The organism is Streptomyces sp. NPDC051364 (assembly GCF_040682115.1).
GTDB lineage: Bacteria > Actinomycetota > Actinomycetes > Streptomycetales > Streptomycetaceae > Streptomyces.
The window spans coordinates 1-17,435 of record NZ_JBFBAH010000039.1; the positions used below are offsets into that span (position 1 = coordinate 1).

Here is a 17,435-nt window from a genome sequence, read left to right on the forward strand (position 1 = left end):
CTCGGCCCCGGCCTCTACGCCGCCACGGCATGGACCCCAACACCCCTTGCGTGACCTGCGAAAACGTTAACTACCCGGCCTTGGGTCAAGGCCCGTCCTGCGGAACACCGGGCGCCCGCACAATCCGGCGACCGTGGTGCGCGAGGTCGACGCGGTGGCCCGGTTCGCGCCGACCGAACACGAGTTCGCCGTCACCACGGCCGCCCGGCGCAAGGTCTTCGGCCTCGCCACCGCAGACGTCCGTCTCGCTTGACCTCTTGCGCGTCAGTCCGGCAGCCAGTGCAGCTCGTGCGCCAGGGTTTTGGCGACGGCACGGATGCGGCGGTGTAGTGGCGACTGCTCGCGTGGGAGGACCAGGTGGATCGTCAGGCTGGGCGCGCCCCGCAGAGGTCGCCAGGTGAGACCGGCCGGTGCTGCCGTGACCGCGGCTTCTCCGGCCGGGGCGAGGGTGACCCCGTCGTGCAGGTCGCGCTGAGACATATCGAAAGAGACTGCGGGCGTGTGGAATCGGGGGTGTGGTCGGGTGTCTCGGAACAGTGCGGACAGCTGATCGTGGATCACGGGGTTGGCCGCACGGCCCGGGAGTCGCAGCGGATACGCGGCCGCGTCGGCGATCTCGATCTCCGGGTGTTCGGCCAGCGGATGGTGCTGCGCCAATTGGACGCCGATCCGCTCACGCCGCAGCAGGAACCGGCGCACGCCACGGCCCGGCTGTTCACCGCGGGTGATCCCGGCATCGATGCGGCCGTCGGCGACCGCGGGGGAGATCTCGAGCGTCGCCATCGGGACCGCGCCGACCTTGAGTCCGGGACTGCTGCGAATCAGCTTGTCCACCAGGGCCGGAGCCGTCTCGGCCCCGGCGCTGAGGCTGTATCCGATGCGGAGCGTGCCCAGCTCACCGGCCCCCGCCCGCCGGGCGGTGTCCCATGCCCGGTCCAGCGCCGCCAGCGCAGGCGGCGCGGACTCCGCCAAAGCCGCACCGGCCGTGGTCAATACGACGCTACGCGTGTTGCGGACCAGCAGGGCCGTACCGAGTTCCGCCTCCAATCGGCGCATCCGGGCGCTGAGTGCGGGCTGTGCGATACCGATCCGTGCGGCCGCGCGGGTGAAGTTCAACTCCTGTGCCAGCACCAGGAAGTACCGCAGGCTGACCGTATCCGGTGCCATGTGCCCTCCCTGCCGATTGATAACGATCCGTTCTGAGTCTATCCCGTATTGATCTTTCCCCCGACCCCACGTCAAGCCCTAACCTGCGCATATGACGATTCAACTGACCGCGGTCCTGGACATCGCACTCACGCAGCCCGCCGACCCTGATCTGGACGGAGGTCGTCATGCATAAGTTGGTGGTCCTGTATTCCAAGCCCGCCGACCCTGACCACTTCCGCGACTACTACGTGACCAACCACCTTCCACTGGTCATGAATTGGCCCGGCCTGCTTGCGTGGCGCTACAGCTTCGACGTGGCGGCGACCAAGGGAGAAGCGCCGTATTTCGCGGTCTTCGAAGGCGACTTCGCTGACGCCGCCGCCATGGCCGCGGCGCGGGCGTCGCCGCAAGGCCAGCGGGTGGCCGCCGATGTCGCCAACTACGCCACCGGCGGTGCGGTCATCATCCACTATCCGGTGCAGGACGCCACCGGCTGAGGCAGGACGGTACGCTCCGGGACGCGTTCGGTCGGCCGTTGCGGCCAGGTCCGGCTATCGGCGGAACGCCGTTCGCGGTTGCCGGTTCGTTGAGCGTCAAAGGTGGGCCGATGTCCTGGCCGGATGTCACGGTGGTTGATGCGTGCGTGCGGCGCGACGGCCGGGGCGGCAGCCCCACGGCCGTCACCGACGACGACCCGGCGGCGACGGACGCGGACCGGCGTGCGGTCGCTGCTGCGGCCGGCACCTCGCACGCGGCGTTCCTCGGCCCGGGGCGGACGCCGGACGGTGGCTGGCCGGTCCGGTTCTTCACCGCCACCGCCGAACTGTCCGGCTGCGGCCACGGCACCGTTGCCGCGCAGGCCGTCCGGTTGACCCGCACCGCGCTGGGCGAGCTGAACGACCGCCAACACACCGGCGGGCGCACGTTCGACACCGTCGCGATCCGCCGCCCCGCCGGCATCGAGGTGTGGTTCGACCAGGGCCTCGTCGCGCTGCGTCACCCGGCACCGGACGAGCGCGCCGCGATCGTCGCCGCGCTCGGGCTCACCGCGGACGACCCGCATCCGACCGACGCGCCACGGATCGCCGCGCCCGGCGCACCACGCATGCTGGTACTGGTCCACGACCGGTCGGCGCTGCTCCGAGTCCACCCACACCTCGGCAAGCTGACAGCGGCGTGCCAGCGGTACGGGCTCCTCGGCTGTTTCGTGTACGTACCGCCGGCGGGCGACCGACCGGGTGCGGCGCGGATGTTCGCGCCGGCGATCGGTGTCGACGAGGACGTCGCCAACGCCAACAGCACCGGCTGCCTGGCCGCCCACCTGCTCGACACGACAGGGGCGCAGACGGTCGCGATCGAGGTGGAGCAGGGCGACACCCTCGGTCGACCGGCCAGCGTGCTCGCTTCGGCCCGACGCGGGCCGGCGGGCATCACGACCCGGGTCGGCGGGTTAGCGGTGGTCCGCGACGGACACTGAGGCGACGACTAGACCGTCCTCTTCTGCGATCCGCGCATGGGGCTGGGGCTGTCCGCTGCGGTCAAGCGTTGGCACCCGGTGGCGGGCGTCAGCGGGACGCGGTGTAGAGGGCGCGGCTGAGTGTCCATCGGGAGACGCGCAGCTTGGCGGCGACGGCGGTCGGGTTTGTCCGGCGCCGAGCAGGATGCGGGCGTCGGTGATCTGTTCGGAGGTCAGGGCGCGAGGACGGCCGCCGACGCGGCCTCGGGCGCGGGCGGCGTCGAGGCCTTCGCGGGTGCCTTTGACGATCTGCTGACGTTGGAACTTGGCGATGGCGGCGAACACGGTGAAGATCAGTTCGCCGCACATGTCGTCGCTGGTGTCGAGCACGATGCCGTCGAGGGTGCGGAAGTGGCGGCCGTTGGCGTGCAGGTCGTCTTCGATGATGGCGAGGAGTGCATGCCGACCATCCTTCCGGCCGTGTGTATGGCCCTGCACCGCTTCGGGGCATCTGAGGAGTGGTATTCGGGGCGGGGCGTTGACGTGAGCCCGCACCGCCCGGCCGTTTCATAGGTGTTCGCTCATGAAACACCCGCCCGTGCCGCATCCCACCTGCTGTGATCATGTTTCATGAGTTGTTGCAAACGACTGGACTCCTGAAACATCCTCATGAAACAGTTCGGGGTGTGAGCGACGACTTCAAGCGCGTGGAATCGCGCGACTGCCCGATGTCCACCTGCGCCGCCCCCGCGGGCTCCCCGTGCCGGACCGGCAAGGCCAAGGTGGCGATCCAGTACCACACCGCCCGCTTCCGCCTCGTGCCCCAACTCGCCAAGGTGCTCAGCGTGCAGACCCCCGCGGTGCGCAAGCCCGGCTCGGCCTGGACCGAACTGCCCCGGCCCGTAAGCGCCGGCATCACCCCAGTCGGGCACGTCCGCCTCGGCTACGCACGCGCCTCGACGGCCCGGCAGTCCCTGGACGCGCAGCTGGACTCGCTCGCCGAGGCCGGGGTCACCCGGGTCTTCTCGGAGAAGATCTCCACCCGCGCCACCATGCGCCCCGAGCTGGACGCCGCCGTGAAGCTCGGCGGGGAGATCCGGGCCTCCGGCGTTGCCGTCACGCTCGTCGTGCACGAGCACAAGCGGCTCGGCCGCGGCATCGAACTGGCCATGCTCGCCGAGGAGCTGAAGGCGAGCGATGTCGGCCTGGAGTTCCTCACTGGGGAGCTCAAGGGCTCACACGACCCCTCCGGGATCGTCTTCACCGTGCTCGCTGCGATGTCCGGCATGGAACGCGAGTACATCCGGGACCGCACCCTCGAAGGCCACGAGTCCGCCCGCAAGCGCGGCAAGACCATTGGCGGCGCGGGCGTCACCGACGACGACATGCTGTTCACCGCCCTGCGCCTACGTGACGAGGAGTTGAGCCTGCGCGACATCGCGGCCCGGCTCGTCATCTCCAAGGGCGCGAAGAAGGGTCAGCACCCCTCGCCCGCCACCGTCCTGCGCATGCTGCGCGAACATGATGAACAAGTCGCCACGGCCGCGAATGCCTGAGCCGCCAAAGCTACCGGCGGGTTACTTGTTCCCTGGTGTCTGGGCTAGGACTTCGGGGCCAGGACTGGCCGTCAGCCGAGCGCCGCACCTCGGGTTGGTCCGCCGCTGTACCGCCAACCCTCCTGTGGTCGGTGGCCATCACAGAGCCATCCGGCCGCGTAGAAGCGTGCGGGTGCTCCGCAACTCTCAGTCTTAGCCGACTCATACGGTTCTTCCCCGGGCCGCATGAGCCGGCTGATCGCACCGAGGGCGAGGCACGATTCCTGGACCGTTCGAGGACGCGGTCGTGGACGGTCGAAGAACACGTCAGCCCACCCGGAGACCGACCGCCAGCGTCAGTTCGAGAACCCGGTGCGGCGACCCGAGATCCGGAAACAGCTCCCGCAGCTGCGACATCCGGTACCGGACGGTCTGGGGATGGACGAACAACGCCGCCGCCACCTCGTCCCGCCTGCCCTGGTGCAGCAGCCACGCCCGCAACGTCTCCTCGAGCCGCCGCGCGGTCGCGGCCCGCAAGGTCCGCAACGGTGCGAGGGCTCGGGCACGCAGGTCAGCGAACGCGTCCGCGTCGGCGCTCAGTACCAGCTCGGGCAGGTGGTCCTCGGTGTCGCGGATGTCGGAGGAGAGGGAGCGCGCGCGTACGGCTCGTGCGTACGAGGCGGACGCACGCGTCCACGGCCGGGCCGGGCCGACCACGGCAGTGCGGTCGGGCAGCTGCCTCAGGAGACGTGCTCGGTCGGCATCGGGGACGAGCAGCACGCCGGAGGCGTCCGGCAGATCGTCGAGGACAAGTGTGCCCGGGTCGAGCGCGCGGTAGGCCGGCCGGGCCTGGGCGGCGGGCAGCATGACTGCGGTCAGCGAAACCGGCGGCTGCCACCCGGCCCGCCCAGCAGCGGCAAGGAGCACGTCCGGGCTCGCGCCGGAGAGGAGGTCGCGGGCCAGTTGTTCCAGGTGGCGCTCGTGGGCCCGGCCCCGCGCGGCCAGTTCGTCGGCGTGGCCCGCGGCGCTCGCGGCGGAGAGCTCGTCGATGTAGGCGAAGGTCAGCTCGGCGAACTTGGCGACCTGGGCGGCGGGCAGACCTGCGGGTACGGCACGTGCGGCCAGGCCTCGCCAGGCCACGCGGGCGCCGACCCGGTAGGCGCTGAGCAGGGCGTCCATCGAACGGCCGTCGCGGACCTCGCCGCGGCCCAGCTCGTAGGCCGCGGCGCCGGCGTCGCCGCCCGTGGCGTTCCCGCTCGCGAGGTCAAGATAGAGGCCCAGGGCGGTGCGGACGGCTCGGCGGATGGTGGCGCCCATGCGGCCCGAAAGGGCGTTGGCGTAGGGCGGGACCTCGTCGATGATCGCCTGGACGACCTCGTCGGCGGTGGTCCTCAGCGCGGCCCGAAGCGCGGTGACCGTCGTCTCATCCAGGACCAGTTCGCTGGCCCTCCGGACTGCATGGCTCACGTTTTTGTTCCCTGCGAACAATTCAACCGATCAGATTCACGTCCTGCGGACAGGACTTTACCCTCTGAAGCACATCAAGCTGGGGTCATGACGAGTGCAGCCCTCCGCAGTAGGGCGTGGAAAGTGCTGGAGATGGTCACGACGCCGCTGCTGCCGTCGGACTACCTCGACCTGGTCAGCCCGCTGCGTGCGGGCGGCGACCTGCGGGGGCGCATCGAGGCCGTGCACCCCGAGACGGGTGACGCCGCGACCATCGTGATCAGGCCGGGACGGGGCTGGCGCGGCCACACAGCCGGTCAGTACGTGCGGATCGGGGTCGACGTCGACGGGGTGCGCCTGTGGCGTGCCTACTCGGTCACCTCGCCGACAGACCGCGGGGACGGCCGGATCACGATCACCGTGAAGGCGATCCCGGACGGCAAGGTCAGCAACCACCTGGTCCGCAGGGCGGAACCGGGCACGCTGATCCAGCTCGACCAGGCGACCGGTGACTTCGTGCTGCCGGAGGCCAAGCCCGCCAAGGTGCTCTACCTGACGGCCGGCAGCGGCATCACGCCGGTGATGGGCATGCTGCGCGACATCGAGTTCGACGACGTCGTCATGGTCCACTCCGCACCGCAGCCGCACGACGTGATCTTCCGCAACGACCTGCACGACCTGGTCGCGGACAAGAAGCTGCGTCTCACCGAGCTGCACACCGACACGGACGGCATGCTCGACATCGCCCGTCTCGGCGAACTCGTCCCCGACTGGGCCGAGCGCGAGACCTGGGCGTGCGGGCCCGCGGGCCTGCTCGACGCCGCCGAGGACCACTGGACCGAGCACGGCGTCCCAGAGCGCCTGCACACCGAACGCTTCCGCCGCAGCATCGTCGTCGGCGGCGACGGTGGCGAGGTCACGTTCAGCACCACCGGCAAGACCGTCGACGCGGACGGCGCCACGCCGTTGCTGGACGTCGGCGAGGAGGCCGGCGTACTCATGCCGTCCGGGTGCCGCATGGGCATCTGCTTTGGCTGCGTCACGCCGCTCAGGTCGGGCGCCGTCCGCGACCTGCGCACCGGCGAGATCACCGAAGCCGAGCCGGGCGTCCTCATCCAGACCTGCGTGTCCGCCGCGGCGGGCCCCTGCGACATCGAACGGTAGGAGCACCTTGACCGCCATCGACCCCACCGCCCACCTGACCGCGGAGCAGATCGAGGAGCTCGGCCGCGAGCTGGACGCGATCCGCGACGAGGTGATCGCCAGCCGCGGCGAGAAGGACGCCGCCTACATCCGCAAGGTCATCTCGGCACAGCGCAAACTCGAGCTGGTCAGCAGGGGCGTCCTGCTGTTCTCGATCTTCCCGCCCGCGTGGCTGATCGGCACCGCCGGTCTGTCCGTGGCGAAGATCATGGAGAACATGGAGATCGGCCACAACGTCCTGCACGGTCAGTGGGACTGGATGCGGGACCCGAAGATCCACTCCACCACCTGGGACTGGGATCACGTCTCGCCGGCCGAGCAGTGGAAGCATTCGCACAACGAGCTGCACCATACGTACACCAACGTGATCGGCAAGGACAACGACCTCGGCTACGGCATCATGCGCGTCGACGAGGACCAGAAGTGGCACCCGTTCCACCTCGGCCAGCCGCTGTGGAACTTCATCAACGCTTGCTTCTTCGAGTACGGCATCGCCGCCTACGACCTGGAACTCGGCAGGAACCTGCACAAGCGCCGCCGCAAGAACCCGGAGTTCCGCGCGCGGGCCAGGGCCGTGGGTCGCAAGATCCGCAAGCAGGTGCTCAAGGACTACGTGATCCACCCGCTCCTTTCGGGCCCGTCGTTCCTCACCACGCTCGCCGCCACGTTCACCGCGAACCTGGTCCGCAACATCTGGTCCCACTCGGTGATCATGTGCGGGCACTTCCCCGAGGGCGTGCAGGTATTCGAGCGCCGGTCGATCAAGGGCGAGACGCGTGGCCAGTGGTACCTGCGCCAGATGATGGGCTCGGCGAACATCAGCGGCAGCAAGGCCATGCACTTCATGACCGGCAACCTGTCGCACCAGATCGAGCACCACCTGTTCCCGGACCTGCCGAGCAACCGGTACGCCGAGGTCGCGGTGAAGGTGCGCGCCTTGTTCGAGAAGTACGAGCTGAAGTACGTCACTGGGCCGCTGCCCAAGCAGGTGTACTCCGCGTGGCACAAGGTCTTCCGGCTCTCGCTGCCGAACAAGAAGCCCAAGGTCACGACGCCGGACCGCGAGCAGGAGCTCGCCGCGGCCTGATTCCCGGTACTGGTTCAGACCATTCGGCCGAACCCCGGGCCAGCTGTTCGCTCCACGTCCAAGCAGCGGCGTCTGGGGCACCGATCGTTGGGCAGGGCGAACCAGGTTCCTGAAATGCAGCGATGCCCTCACCAGCAACGGCAGGTGTCGGCCCCTGTCGACGATGACAGTGTTGCTGCCTATGTGACCAGCGGAGTCGTGCGCGCCCACGGGGCCCGCTCACATGCAGGAGTCCATCGGTACTCGTCGACACGATGTTCGTGGCCGGGTCTGCAGTGCGCAGGGAGTGGACAAGCCGACCGGACCGGGGATCCCACAGACGCAGGCCGGTGCTGTTTCGCCTGGCAAGCAGCTCCGCCTCGCCGTCCTGGTGTATTGGGACGACCGTATTGTTCAAAGGGCTGTCGAAGTGTTGTACGAGCGCTTCCAGCTTCGAGGATCCCAAAGAGTGATCTGCGTTGCGGTAGCGATCGCGACCAGTGGACGGCCTTCCGGCAACGGGGCTGCGTACACGGCTGGATCACTCACCGCAGCTCTCTGGGGCCTCTGTCGCTTCGTCATCAGGCTGGAGGAGGCTGACTAGACCCGTACTTCGCGGGTCGTTGGTTTAGGTCTGTGGCCAGCGGGTTTGTGTGATGTCGGTGTCGAGGAGGTCGAGGAGGTGGAGTTGGATGCCGCGGTTGATCTGGACGGTTGGCGGGTCGGTGACGTTGCCGATCCGCAGGGTGAGTTCGCCGAGGTGGTAGAGGATCATCCGGCTGGTGGCGCGGACCCGGCGGTTGTCCGGATAGAGACCGGCCATGGTCTCTTCCGGCCCCAGGGCGCGTCTGACCTGCCGCTCGATCAGGCAAAAGACCAGCAGGGCCAGGCAGATCACCTGGATCAGCGCGGCGACGCGCCGGTTGTGCTGCACGAAGACCGGTGCGACCGCGAGGGGGCCCTTGAAGTCGTGGTAACGCCGTTCGACCGCGCCCTGGCCCTTGTAATGGATCAGTACCTCGGCCGGGCCGGCCTTCTCGGCCGGGACGCTGGTCACCAGCGCCCACCAGCCGTCGACGGCCGCTTCGGCCTCCAGCACGTCCTGGTCGAAGTACCAGGCAAGACCGGGGGTGCCGTGCTCGTCGGCGGTGATGTGCCAGCGCAGGCAGGAGGTGACGCGGCGCTTCGCCGTGACGACGCCGATCCGGGCGACGATCTTCTCCCGGGTCTTGTAGTGCCGTCCGCCCGCCGCGGCGGTGAGCTTGTCGAGGTCGTCGGCGGCCTTGGCCAGTCGTTTGGCCCGGGCCGCCTGCTGGCCGGCCGCGACGGCGGTGGAGTGGACCAGGATCCGGCGCACCGTCAGCCGCGGGTCGCTTTTGCGGCGGCCGGTCAGGGTGTGGGTGTCCTCCAGGACCCGGTATGTCTCCCGTTCCGCCTCCGGTTTCCTCTCGTCCCGCCCGGGCACCCAGTCGACGGCCTGGGCCCGCTGGGGATCCAGGGCTGCGTAGACCTCGTCTTTGATCTGCGCGGCCGGGACGGGCGCGATGAACTCCACCCCGGCCTCAAGCAGGGCGGTGATGTTGGAGTAGGACACCAGCTTGGAGTCGGCGACCATCAAAAACGTGTTGGCGCCGGCCATCGCTTTGAGGTCGTTCATCGCTCCGACGACCTGGCTGACCTCGGCCGCGGCGCCGTCGAAGACCCGGGAGTGCACGGGGATACCGCCGTCGGCAGACACCGCGAGCCCGGCCTGGACCTGCTTCAAATCCAGAGCCGGATTGTCGACCAGTTCGCCCACCCAAGCGCTGCGTTTCACGAGCGCCGCGCTGCCCAACTTCTGATTGAGCAAGGTGAGAAGACCCGCAAGCCCGATTGGGAAAAGCTGCACGCGGTCCTCACAGCCGTGTGCTCCCCATGGCGTTCCACCGGCGTGCCGCTACTGGAGCGCGGCATCGGCCGTCCAGACGTGCCGCTGACAGTGACCGACGCAATCGTGATCATGATGGCAGCCCAGCAGGTCACCGCCCGGCTCCGTACTGAACAGGTGCAGGAGGAACATCTTCTCCACGCCCGAGCTGTGCACCGCACCAACTGGGCCCAGTATCAGGCTGAGCGGCACCAGCCAAAACCGCAGGGCACTACCCTGGGGTTCTATGCGACCCCCGAAGGCATGGAGGCCCAACTCCGGGAACAGGTGCAGGCGTTCACCTGCACCCTCGCCGGGGTTCTAGGAATCACGCGCGACCTGGCTGCTAAGGCGCGAGTCGGCCAGCTTCCGTTCTGAGGATGAGCGGAATCTGTCGTGCACGGGCCAAGGGGTCGATTCTGGCTTGCGCCTTGAGTCGGGCTTGCGGCGTCGTATCGTGACGCCCGTGTAGCCCTCTGCTCTGCCGTTTCGTCGGCGGTTACTCGCCGTCCGGCGGCCAGGTGGCGTGGTCGCGGAGGTGATGGAACTCCGTCAGCTCGGAGGCGAGGACGTCGAAGTGCGGGAGCGGGGCCCACAGGTTGCGCTCGCCGATGACGTAGAGGCGGCGTTTGGCGCGGCTCGCGGCGACGTTGAGCAGGTGCGGGGTGCGGGCCGCCCACTCGCGGGCGCCGGGCCGACCGCCGCCGAGCACGAGGACGACGACGTCGGCTTCCTTGCCCTGGGCCCGGTGGACGGTGGCGCAGCGCTCCTCGATCAGTTCGGACGTCCAGCCGTCACGGCCGCGGCAGATCTTCTGGCATTCGGCGACGAGGGCCCGGAAGGGGGCGATGACGCGCACGCGCTCGACGGTGACGCCGTGCCGGTGCAAGTGGTCGAGGACGAACTCGAAGGCCCGGCGGTCGCGTTCGCCCCACGAGGCCTCGGACGGGCGGCTCGGGTCGTCGGTGTTGAGCCAGCGGCTGGGTAACAGGCCGTCACGTGCCACATCGGGGAACGCCTTGTGTTCGGTGCCGTGGACCATGAGTCCGCCGTACGCGACCTCGTTGCTGACCGTGAACATCGGCTCTTCGCAACGGCGGTGTACGCGCAGCGGCGAGCCCACCCAGACGTGCTCGTCGTCGGTGTCCGGGGCCGGCAGGTAGGTGCCGTAGCGGTTGGTCCGGTCGGCGACGGCCTGGGCCGAGGTGGTCGAGGGCAGCCAGTGCTCGTCGACGCCGTAGGCGCGCAGCAGTCGGCGCTGGAGGGCCTCGGGCATGGTGACGACGGGTTCGAGCTGGAGCGGATCGCCGACCAGAACGGCCCTGCGGGCGCGCCACAGCGCGCCGGCGGCGGCCTGCGGGGTGGCCTGCCCGGCCTCGTCGACGAGGACCCAGCCGATGGACTCCCGGCCGAGGCGGGCGAACATGCTCCCGACGGAGGAGAAGGTGGTCGAGACGACGGGCACCAGGAGGAACAGGGTCTGCCAGGCGTGCGCGACCTCCTCGTCGGGGACGGGCCCGTTGGTCCCGGCCATCAGCTCCATGAGGACCTGGAGGTTGCCGCGGACCTTCTTCGCTGCCCCGGCGGCGAAGGCGCGGTGCAGGTCGAGGGCGCGCAGGAACAGGTCGCTGCGCGCGGTGGACCATGCCTCGTCGGACCAGGGCGAGCCGAGTTCCTGGTCGGCTTCGGCGAGGTGCGACCAGCCGAGCGGCAGGGACGGCAGCGTCCGGGCCGCCTCCCGCAGTTCGCGGTGGCGGCCGTCGAGTTCGGCCACGGCGGCCCGCAGGTCGCGGCGGGCCGCGTCTGCGATGTGCCGGGCGTGTCGGAGGGCGGCGGCTGCCACGGCCTCCCGCGCGCTCGCGGCCCGTTCGTGGTCGAGGGCCGCGGTGAGGCCGGCGGCGGCCTCGTCGACGATGGTGCCGGACCAGGTGTGCCGGTCGGCGGCCAGGGACTCGGCGCGCACGGCCGCGGCGACCTGCTCCAGGGAGTCCTCGAGCGCGGCGCGCTGCTGGACGAGCAGGTACGCGATCTCGGCCTGAGTGTGCTCCTGCTGCCGTTCGGCGGCCTGCCGGTCGGCCGCGCTCCGCAGCAGGCGGCGCAGCCCGCCGCGCAGGCCCCGCTCGACGGCCGGGGACGCGTCGTGGCGGGCGGTGAGGGCAGTCACGTACTCGCGGTGGTGCGCGGCCAGTTCACGGGCGGCCGACAGGTCCGCGCGCGCGGTGGCCAGCTCCTGGCGGGCCCGCGGTACGTGCTCGGATGCCGTCCGGTGTCCGGCCTCGGCCGCAGCGGTGGCGGTCCGGGCGCCGGCAGTGGCGGCGGTGGCCCGGTCCAGGACCGCAGCGGCGGCGGCGATCTGCTGGTCGGCCCGGGACACGGCGGCTTCCAGGTCCGCGATCCGCTGCCCGGCCGAGGGGGACTCGACGGCGGCCAGGGCCCCGGCCAGCCGGGCGCGCCCGGCGCGCAGCCGCTCGACCTCGGCCAGGGCGGTACGGAACGCGGCGACGGCGTCGGTCCACGACGGCACGGGCAGAGTGGGCCCGGCCGCCGCAGTCGCAGCCTGGTCCGCCGGAGTGCCGGGACGCCGGCCATCGGGCGGGGGGTTCGGCGGAATCCAGTCGCTCAATACCTCCCGCATGCCGCGCAGCGGCGGCAGCTCCGCGGCCTTGCGGGCGTCGGTCTCCTTCTCCGGCAGCCGGCCCCACCAGAACCGCTCCCCGAACTCCTTGCGGTTGGCCTTGTTGCCGAGCACCGCCGCGACCAGACCCCAGGCCGGCCCGCCGAGGAGAGCGGAGGCGAGGTCGGAGAAGTGGTCGGCGCCTGCTTGCCAGTGCTCGCCGAGCGCACCGATGCCGGGCAGCTCGGCGGTGATGTTCTCCACGGCGCCGTTGTTGGACGAGGTGACCACGATCTCGAACCCGGTCAGCCGCGGGTCGAGCCGCGACACGAAGCGGGGGTGGCGGCCCTGGCGGTCCCGGCCACGCCACGGCGGACCGGTGAACGCCTGGCCAGGCCGGTCGAACGTGGCCAGCACCGCAGCCCGCTCGACGACCAGTGCGGCGACCAGGTCGCGCAGCATCGTGGTCTTGCCCGTGCCCGGCGGGCCGTTCACGGAGAACATCCCGCCCTCGGTCCCCGCTCGGTCGGCGAGCATGCGGTCGACCGCGAACTGCTGGCTCAGCGCGAGCGGCTGATCCGCCGGTGCGGGCCAGCGGCCGTCCGGAACGAGGTCCGGAGCCACCCCGTCGAGGACGACCCCGCGCTCTTGGCGGACATCCGTCCGCGCCCCCACGGCGACGGAGTCGAGCTCGGTCAGGTACGCCTCCAGCGCCGGGCCGATGCCCTTGCCGACCGCCGCGGACACCCGGGCGAGGTCCGGCGGAAGCAGACTGTTCAGGAACGGCGCTGCGGCGGCGACCTTCTTCCGCGGGTCCGTCGGCCGGCGGACCAGCCTGCTGCGCACCCGGACCACCTGCGGCCGCAGGTGGTCCCGTACCCCGCACAGGTCGGCGATCTGCGCGGTCAGGGCGACTAGATCGGCGAACCCGAGCGCACGGGCACCGGCGCCAGCCCCGTAATCCGCCTCGGTCGACATGTCAGGACCGTCGGCCGACGACCCCTCGGGGACGCCCCGGGTGCCGTCCGGCCGCCCGGACTGCACCTGCTCCTCGGCGGGGCGGCGGGCGGCGACCCAGTCCGCGGCGCGGCGCACCAGAGGTTCCGCCGCACCCTGCAGGGCGGCGCCGGCGACCTCGCCGAACAGGGCCCCGACCGCGCCGACGGCAGCGCCGCCCAGGATCTCGGCGAGCAGCCGTTGCCAGCCGCCGCCGGCCGCGCCCGGCGCTCCCGCCGCACCCTCGGAGCCGGGCCACCGCTCGTACGCCGTTCCGGCGGCCGGTGCGGTGGGGCCGTAAGGGATCGCGGTGGCCGTGAGCTCGTCGATCGCCCCGCCGAACGCGTCGTCGAGCTCCTCGAATCCGTCCAGCCACCCAGGTGTGGACGGCCCCGGATCGAAGAGGCGGCCGGTCGCCCAGGCGCACGCGGAGATCACGGACGTGTCCTCGAGCGGTCGGCCCTCGTCGTCCAGGACCAGCGCGAACATCGCGCTCTGGCCCGACAGCACCAGCTCGGTCTGCGGCACGCCGGGGTCGGGATCGGTCCCCGCGGGCAGTACCGCGATCATCGCCTGGCGGAGCAGCTCCAGGTCGAAGACCCCGCAGTAGACCTCGTGCCGCCACATGCGGCCGTACGGTGCCCGCCGTGCCCCCGTCTCCGGATGGTCCGGAGCCCACGGCAGGAGCGGTGGTACCCGGCCCGGCTGCGGCGTCAGGTCGGTTACGTACTCGTCCCTCGGCCCGGAGCGGGCGGCGGAGCGTCGGCGGGGTAGCGCCGGGATGGTCGGCGGGCTGAACAGCTCGATCGCGCGCCAGCACTCCAGCAGGGCCCGCCGTCGACGGTCCTGCGCGTGTCCGTTCCGCACCCACTGCCCCCGTGTCGCACGCGCGGCATCCTGCCGCTCCCCTGAAGATCAGCCGTGTCGCCGAATCTACCGGACCGTCAGCGGGCCGAGTCCCGATCAGCGGGGGCCTACGGCGCCGGAACGCCCGGGGACACAGGGCCGGTTCGGCCGACTCGGGCCCGGGGCGGGAAGGCGCCAGGGGCGCGGCGCAACTCCTGTGGGCCCCGACTGTCGCGAGCAGTCAGGGTCGGTGCGTGCTTGCCTGACGCGAGGGCTACCAGCGCCGACAGGACTGGGGGCTACGGCAGGACATGCTCTTCGCGCACCCCACGCCGGAGAAACTGGCCTCACACATCGCCCGCCTGTCGGGCTGACACCCGAGACACGACAACGGGGGACGGCCGGTGGGCCGGGGCACCGGCCCACCGGCCCGCTGGCCGGTACGGGCACGGTCCGCTCCGGCGACCTCGATGGGCCCGGCGCCTGCATGGGCTGTCAGCGGTAGCCGAGCCCCCGGAGGCGGGACCGGAGCCGTTCTGTCGCTGCCTGACTCTGCTGCTCCAGGTCTGCGAACGAGGTCTCGTACCGGTCGCCCCACGAACGGTAGAGCGCGACCAGCCCCTGCCGCTGCGCAGCGACGCGTTCCGTGACGCGTGAGCAGAGATCGTCACCGAGAACCTCGAGCACTCGTTCACGCGCCGGGCCGCTGTACCAGGAGAGCTCGCCGTCTGCCGCCGCCCATCGGTCGATCACTCCGGGGAATCCGCGCTGTTCCAGGCTTCTGAGGTCGTCCTGCCGATCGGACCACCATGCCGCGAAGACTCCGGTCAACTGATACCGGTCCATGATCCCCAATGGCAGGAGTTCCTCACGGAAGGAAGCCATGAGGTGGGAGCGCGACTTGAACAGCTTTTTCGTGCCCGCGAGTTCGGCGATCTGCGCTCCCGCGCCCTCCCACCACCGGCTGCACTGGTCGATGAACCTGCGCTCCTGGGCGGTCGCGAGATCCGGGATGCAGGCGGCCGTGGCTTCGCAGCCTTCGGCCGGGAAGCTGAAATAGTCCAGGTCCCTTGGCTGGAAGAGGTCCGCGAGGTCGATGCCGAAGGAATGGAACCTCGGCTCCTCCGCCTCCACCTCGTGTCTGGGGACGCCGCCGAACAGCGCCGCGCGGACGTCCAGCAACGGCTCTTCCGGCGGACCGGCGTCTACGTAGCGCGGGATGTTGAGGTTGAAATCGTTCTCCGCGATCTCCTGCAGCGTGACCACGCGGGAGAAGCCGTCGATGTCAGCCCTCTCCTGGAAGGCACTCACGATCTTCTCGATGTTCTCCGGCTCCAGGCGGTTCAGTGACCTGCCGGTGACCACTTCGCGCTCGGCATTGATGAACAGCACGGTGCCGCGTTCGCCCACCGGCGTTCCGTCACTGCCACGCAGCACGAGGATGCAGGCCGGGAGGGATGTGCCGTGGAATACGTTCGGCCCGATACCGATCACTGCTTCGAGTCGGTCTTCTTCGACGATGCCCCGGCGGATCTCCGCTTCGGAGCCTCCCCGGAACAGCACACCGTGCGGGGTTACGACGGCTCCGATCCCGTCAGGGCGCAGCACGGCGAGTACGTGCTGGACGTTCATCAGATCAGCCTTCTTCGCCTGTGCGGGAGTCCAGCCGTATCGCATCCGTTCCGGGTGCTTGATCTCCTTCTCCGTGTAGTTCATCGAGAACGGAGCGTTGGTCAGCACCCGGTCGAAGCGTCTGAGCCGGCCGTCACCGTGCAGGTGGAGCGGATCGGCCAGGGTGTCACCACAGAGCACCGAGCCGTCCGTCACGTTGTGCAGCAATAGGTTCAGCCGGGCGGTGGAGCACGTTTCGACATTCAGTTCCTGCCCGAAGAGGCCGAGGCCGACGGCGTCCCGGCCGTACTCGGCGACGTACTCCTTGGCCTGGAGGAGCATGCCGCCGGAGCCGGCGAAGGGGTCGTAGACCGACTGCCCCGGTTCCGGACGCACCAGATCCACCATCAGCTGGACCACGGAACGAGGCGTATAGAACTCGCCCCCCTTCTTGCCTGCTGCGTCGGCGAGCCAGCCCAGCGTGTGGTCGTAGGCCCGGCCGACCACATCGCTGAACTCCAGATCGTCGTCACCCAGAGGAATACGGTCGAAGTGATCGATCAGCGCCTTAAGCCGGGCGTGCCCCAGCCCCTTGTTGAAGTCGAGGACTCCCAAGACTCCGTCGAGTCTGTCCGGGTTGTTCTGCTTCAGCGCCGACAGCGCTTTGTTGAGCACCTCTGGCGCCTTGGTCTCGGAATCGACGATGTGCCGCCAGCGCGACTCGTCGGGCACGTTGAGGATGCCGGGCTGGTCAGAAGCACGTTTGAGCAGCAGCATTCCGAAAAGGACGTCGCGGTACTCCGACGCGTCCATCCGACCGCGCAGGATGTCGGCTGCCCTGAAGAGTTCCTCCGTCAGTCGCCGGACGGTCATCAGCGCCATGTGTCCCTCGTCCCTTGGAGCAGTTCCGTGAAGATGGCCGGCCGCAGGGCCTCCAGCCGCTCGGCCATCTGCCGCTGGATCCTGATTTGGTCGGCGACGTCTGCGAGGGCCTCGACGACGGCGTACTGCCGGTCCATGGGCGGCACGGTGACCGGCAGCTCTCTGAGCAACGCCGAGTTGAGTGCGGGCACGGTACCGGGGAGGGCCTGGCCCAGCATGGCCCTCTGCACCGGCGGATGCGACAGGTAGGCCGCCAGGAAGGCGGGCAGGATGCCACCGGGCAGGGGCCTCAGGCGCAGGCAGGACGATCCGTAGAGCCATCCGGACTGAGCCTGCTCGATGAGCGCCAGCCTCCCGAGTGCCCCTTGCCGTACGACGAGCACGTCGCCCTCCCGCACGGCGAACCGCTCCAGCCTGTTCGCGTCGCTCTGCGGCACCCGTCGCACTTTGCGGCTGTCCACCCTGTGGTCTCCGGCGAGGTCCGGTGGTGAGATCACGGGCACGCCGTCGGGGCCGTTGTGCAGGCGGTCCAGGAGCGACCCGGACGGGCCGGCCGTCACCTCGCAGAGGTCGCCCAGCAGAATCCGGACACCATGGGCCGTGGGTGTGTTGCCTTGCGGCACGACACCTCACCTCCTTTCCCTCGCTCCTGTGGTTCCGTGTTGCGGGTGGTGCGTGGTGGGGCGCGGTACTGGGCACGGCGCCCCACCACACACGTCACATGG

13 protein-coding genes are annotated in these 17,435 nt (G+C 70.2%); 6 read left to right on the forward strand and 7 right to left on the reverse strand.

All coding sequences use genetic code 11. The features are described from left to right. Positions 1 to 264: 264 nt before the first annotated feature. Entirely contained in the window at positions 265 to 1,167 is a 903-nt protein-coding gene (locus tag AB0M76_RS38545) for a LysR family transcriptional regulator (protein ID WP_365957398.1), read from the reverse strand. A gap of 167 nt (positions 1,168 to 1,334) precedes the next feature. On the opposite strand from AB0M76_RS38545, the gene AB0M76_RS38550 reads away from it, so the two are divergent. Both AB0M76_RS38550 and AB0M76_RS38555 read left to right on the forward strand, forming a co-directional pair. Next, positions 1,335 to 1,646: an EthD family reductase gene (locus AB0M76_RS38550; RefSeq protein ID WP_365957399.1), complete on the forward strand. Its 312-nt coding sequence runs from the start codon at positions 1,335 to 1,337 to the stop codon at positions 1,644 to 1,646. 110 nt (positions 1,647 to 1,756) lie between these two features. Further along, entirely contained in the window at positions 1,757 to 2,626 is an 870-nt protein-coding gene (locus AB0M76_RS38555) for a PhzF family phenazine biosynthesis isomerase (protein WP_365957400.1), read from the forward strand. Here AB0M76_RS38555 and AB0M76_RS38560 read toward each other — a convergent pair. Further along, on the reverse strand, positions 2,600 to 3,160 hold the full coding sequence (locus tag AB0M76_RS38560; RefSeq protein WP_365957401.1) for a recombinase family protein: 561 nt from the start codon (positions 3,158 to 3,160) through the stop codon (positions 2,600 to 2,602). The two genes, AB0M76_RS38555 and AB0M76_RS38560, sit on opposite strands and share 27 nt — an antisense overlap. A gap of 131 nt (positions 3,161 to 3,291) precedes the next feature. Between AB0M76_RS38560 and AB0M76_RS38565 the strand changes: the two genes are divergently transcribed. Further along, positions 3,292 to 4,161 (forward strand): recombinase family protein, encoded by an 870-nt coding sequence (locus AB0M76_RS38565; RefSeq protein ID WP_365957402.1) that lies wholly within the window; start codon positions 3,292 to 3,294, stop codon positions 4,159 to 4,161. 306 nt (positions 4,162 to 4,467) lie between these two features. Here AB0M76_RS38565 and AB0M76_RS38570 read toward each other — a convergent pair whose 3' ends face one another. Next, positions 4,468 to 5,607, reverse strand: coding sequence for a helix-turn-helix domain-containing protein (locus AB0M76_RS38570; protein WP_365957403.1), 1,140 nt, complete (start codon positions 5,605 to 5,607; stop codon positions 4,468 to 4,470). Positions 5,608 to 5,694: 87 nt separating this feature from the next. On the opposite strand from AB0M76_RS38570, the gene AB0M76_RS38575 reads away from it, so the two are divergent. Together AB0M76_RS38575 and AB0M76_RS38580 are read left to right on the forward strand one after the other, a co-directional pair. Next, on the forward strand, positions 5,695 to 6,750 hold the full coding sequence (locus tag AB0M76_RS38575) for a ferredoxin reductase (RefSeq protein WP_365957404.1): 1,056 nt from the start codon (positions 5,695 to 5,697) through the stop codon (positions 6,748 to 6,750). A 7-nt stretch (positions 6,751 to 6,757) separates the two neighbouring features. Further along, on the forward strand, positions 6,758 to 7,876 hold the full coding sequence (locus AB0M76_RS38580) for an acyl-CoA desaturase (protein ID WP_365957405.1): 1,119 nt from the start codon (positions 6,758 to 6,760) through the stop codon (positions 7,874 to 7,876). A 607-nt stretch (positions 7,877 to 8,483) separates the two neighbouring features. Here the strand turns inward: AB0M76_RS38580 and AB0M76_RS38585 are convergent. After that, entirely contained in the window at positions 8,484 to 9,569 is a 1,086-nt protein-coding gene (locus AB0M76_RS38585; RefSeq protein ID WP_365957406.1) for a hypothetical protein, read from the reverse strand. Here AB0M76_RS38585 and AB0M76_RS38590 point away from each other — a divergent pair. After that, positions 9,564 to 10,139, forward strand: a complete 576-nt coding sequence (locus tag AB0M76_RS38590) for a hypothetical protein (RefSeq protein ID WP_365957407.1) — start codon at positions 9,564 to 9,566, stop codon at positions 10,137 to 10,139. The two genes, AB0M76_RS38585 and AB0M76_RS38590, sit on opposite strands and share 6 nt — an antisense overlap. Positions 10,140 to 10,260: 121 nt before the next feature. Here AB0M76_RS38590 and AB0M76_RS38595 read toward each other — a convergent pair whose 3' ends face one another. The 3 genes from AB0M76_RS38595 to AB0M76_RS38605 form a co-directional block, all read right to left on the reverse strand. Continuing rightward, positions 10,261 to 14,238, reverse strand: a complete 3,978-nt coding sequence (locus AB0M76_RS38595; protein ID WP_365957408.1) for an ATP-binding protein — start codon at positions 14,236 to 14,238, stop codon at positions 10,261 to 10,263. 474 nt (positions 14,239 to 14,712) lie between these two features. Then, positions 14,713 to 16,710, reverse strand: coding sequence for an N-6 DNA methylase (locus tag AB0M76_RS38600; protein WP_365957409.1), 1,998 nt, complete (start codon positions 16,708 to 16,710; stop codon positions 14,713 to 14,715). Further along, positions 16,701 to 17,333 (reverse strand): restriction endonuclease subunit S, encoded by a 633-nt coding sequence (locus AB0M76_RS38605; protein WP_365957410.1) that lies wholly within the window; start codon positions 17,331 to 17,333, stop codon positions 16,701 to 16,703. The genes AB0M76_RS38600 and AB0M76_RS38605 overlap by 10 nt, the downstream gene beginning before the upstream one ends. Between the last annotated feature and the right edge of the window lie 102 nt (positions 17,334 to 17,435).

What these genes read in the sequence shown, in the direction of transcription:
- AB0M76_RS38545 (WP_365957398.1), bottom strand. Translation starts at nt 1,167, where the DNA reads ATGGCACCGGATACGGTCAGCCTGCGGTACTTCCTGGTGCTGGCACAG.
- AB0M76_RS38550 (WP_365957399.1), top strand. Translation starts at nt 1,335, where the DNA reads ATGCATAAGTTGGTGGTCCTGTATTCCAAGCCCGCCGACCCTGACCAC.
- AB0M76_RS38555 (WP_365957400.1), top strand. Translation starts at nt 1,757, where the DNA reads ATGTCCTGGCCGGATGTCACGGTGGTTGATGCGTGCGTGCGGCGCGAC.
- AB0M76_RS38575 (WP_365957404.1), top strand. Translation starts at nt 5,695, where the DNA reads ATGACGAGTGCAGCCCTCCGCAGTAGGGCGTGGAAAGTGCTGGAGATG.
- AB0M76_RS38600 (WP_365957409.1), bottom strand. Translation starts at nt 16,710, where the DNA reads ATGGCGCTGATGACCGTCCGGCGACTGACGGAGGAACTCTTCAGGGCA.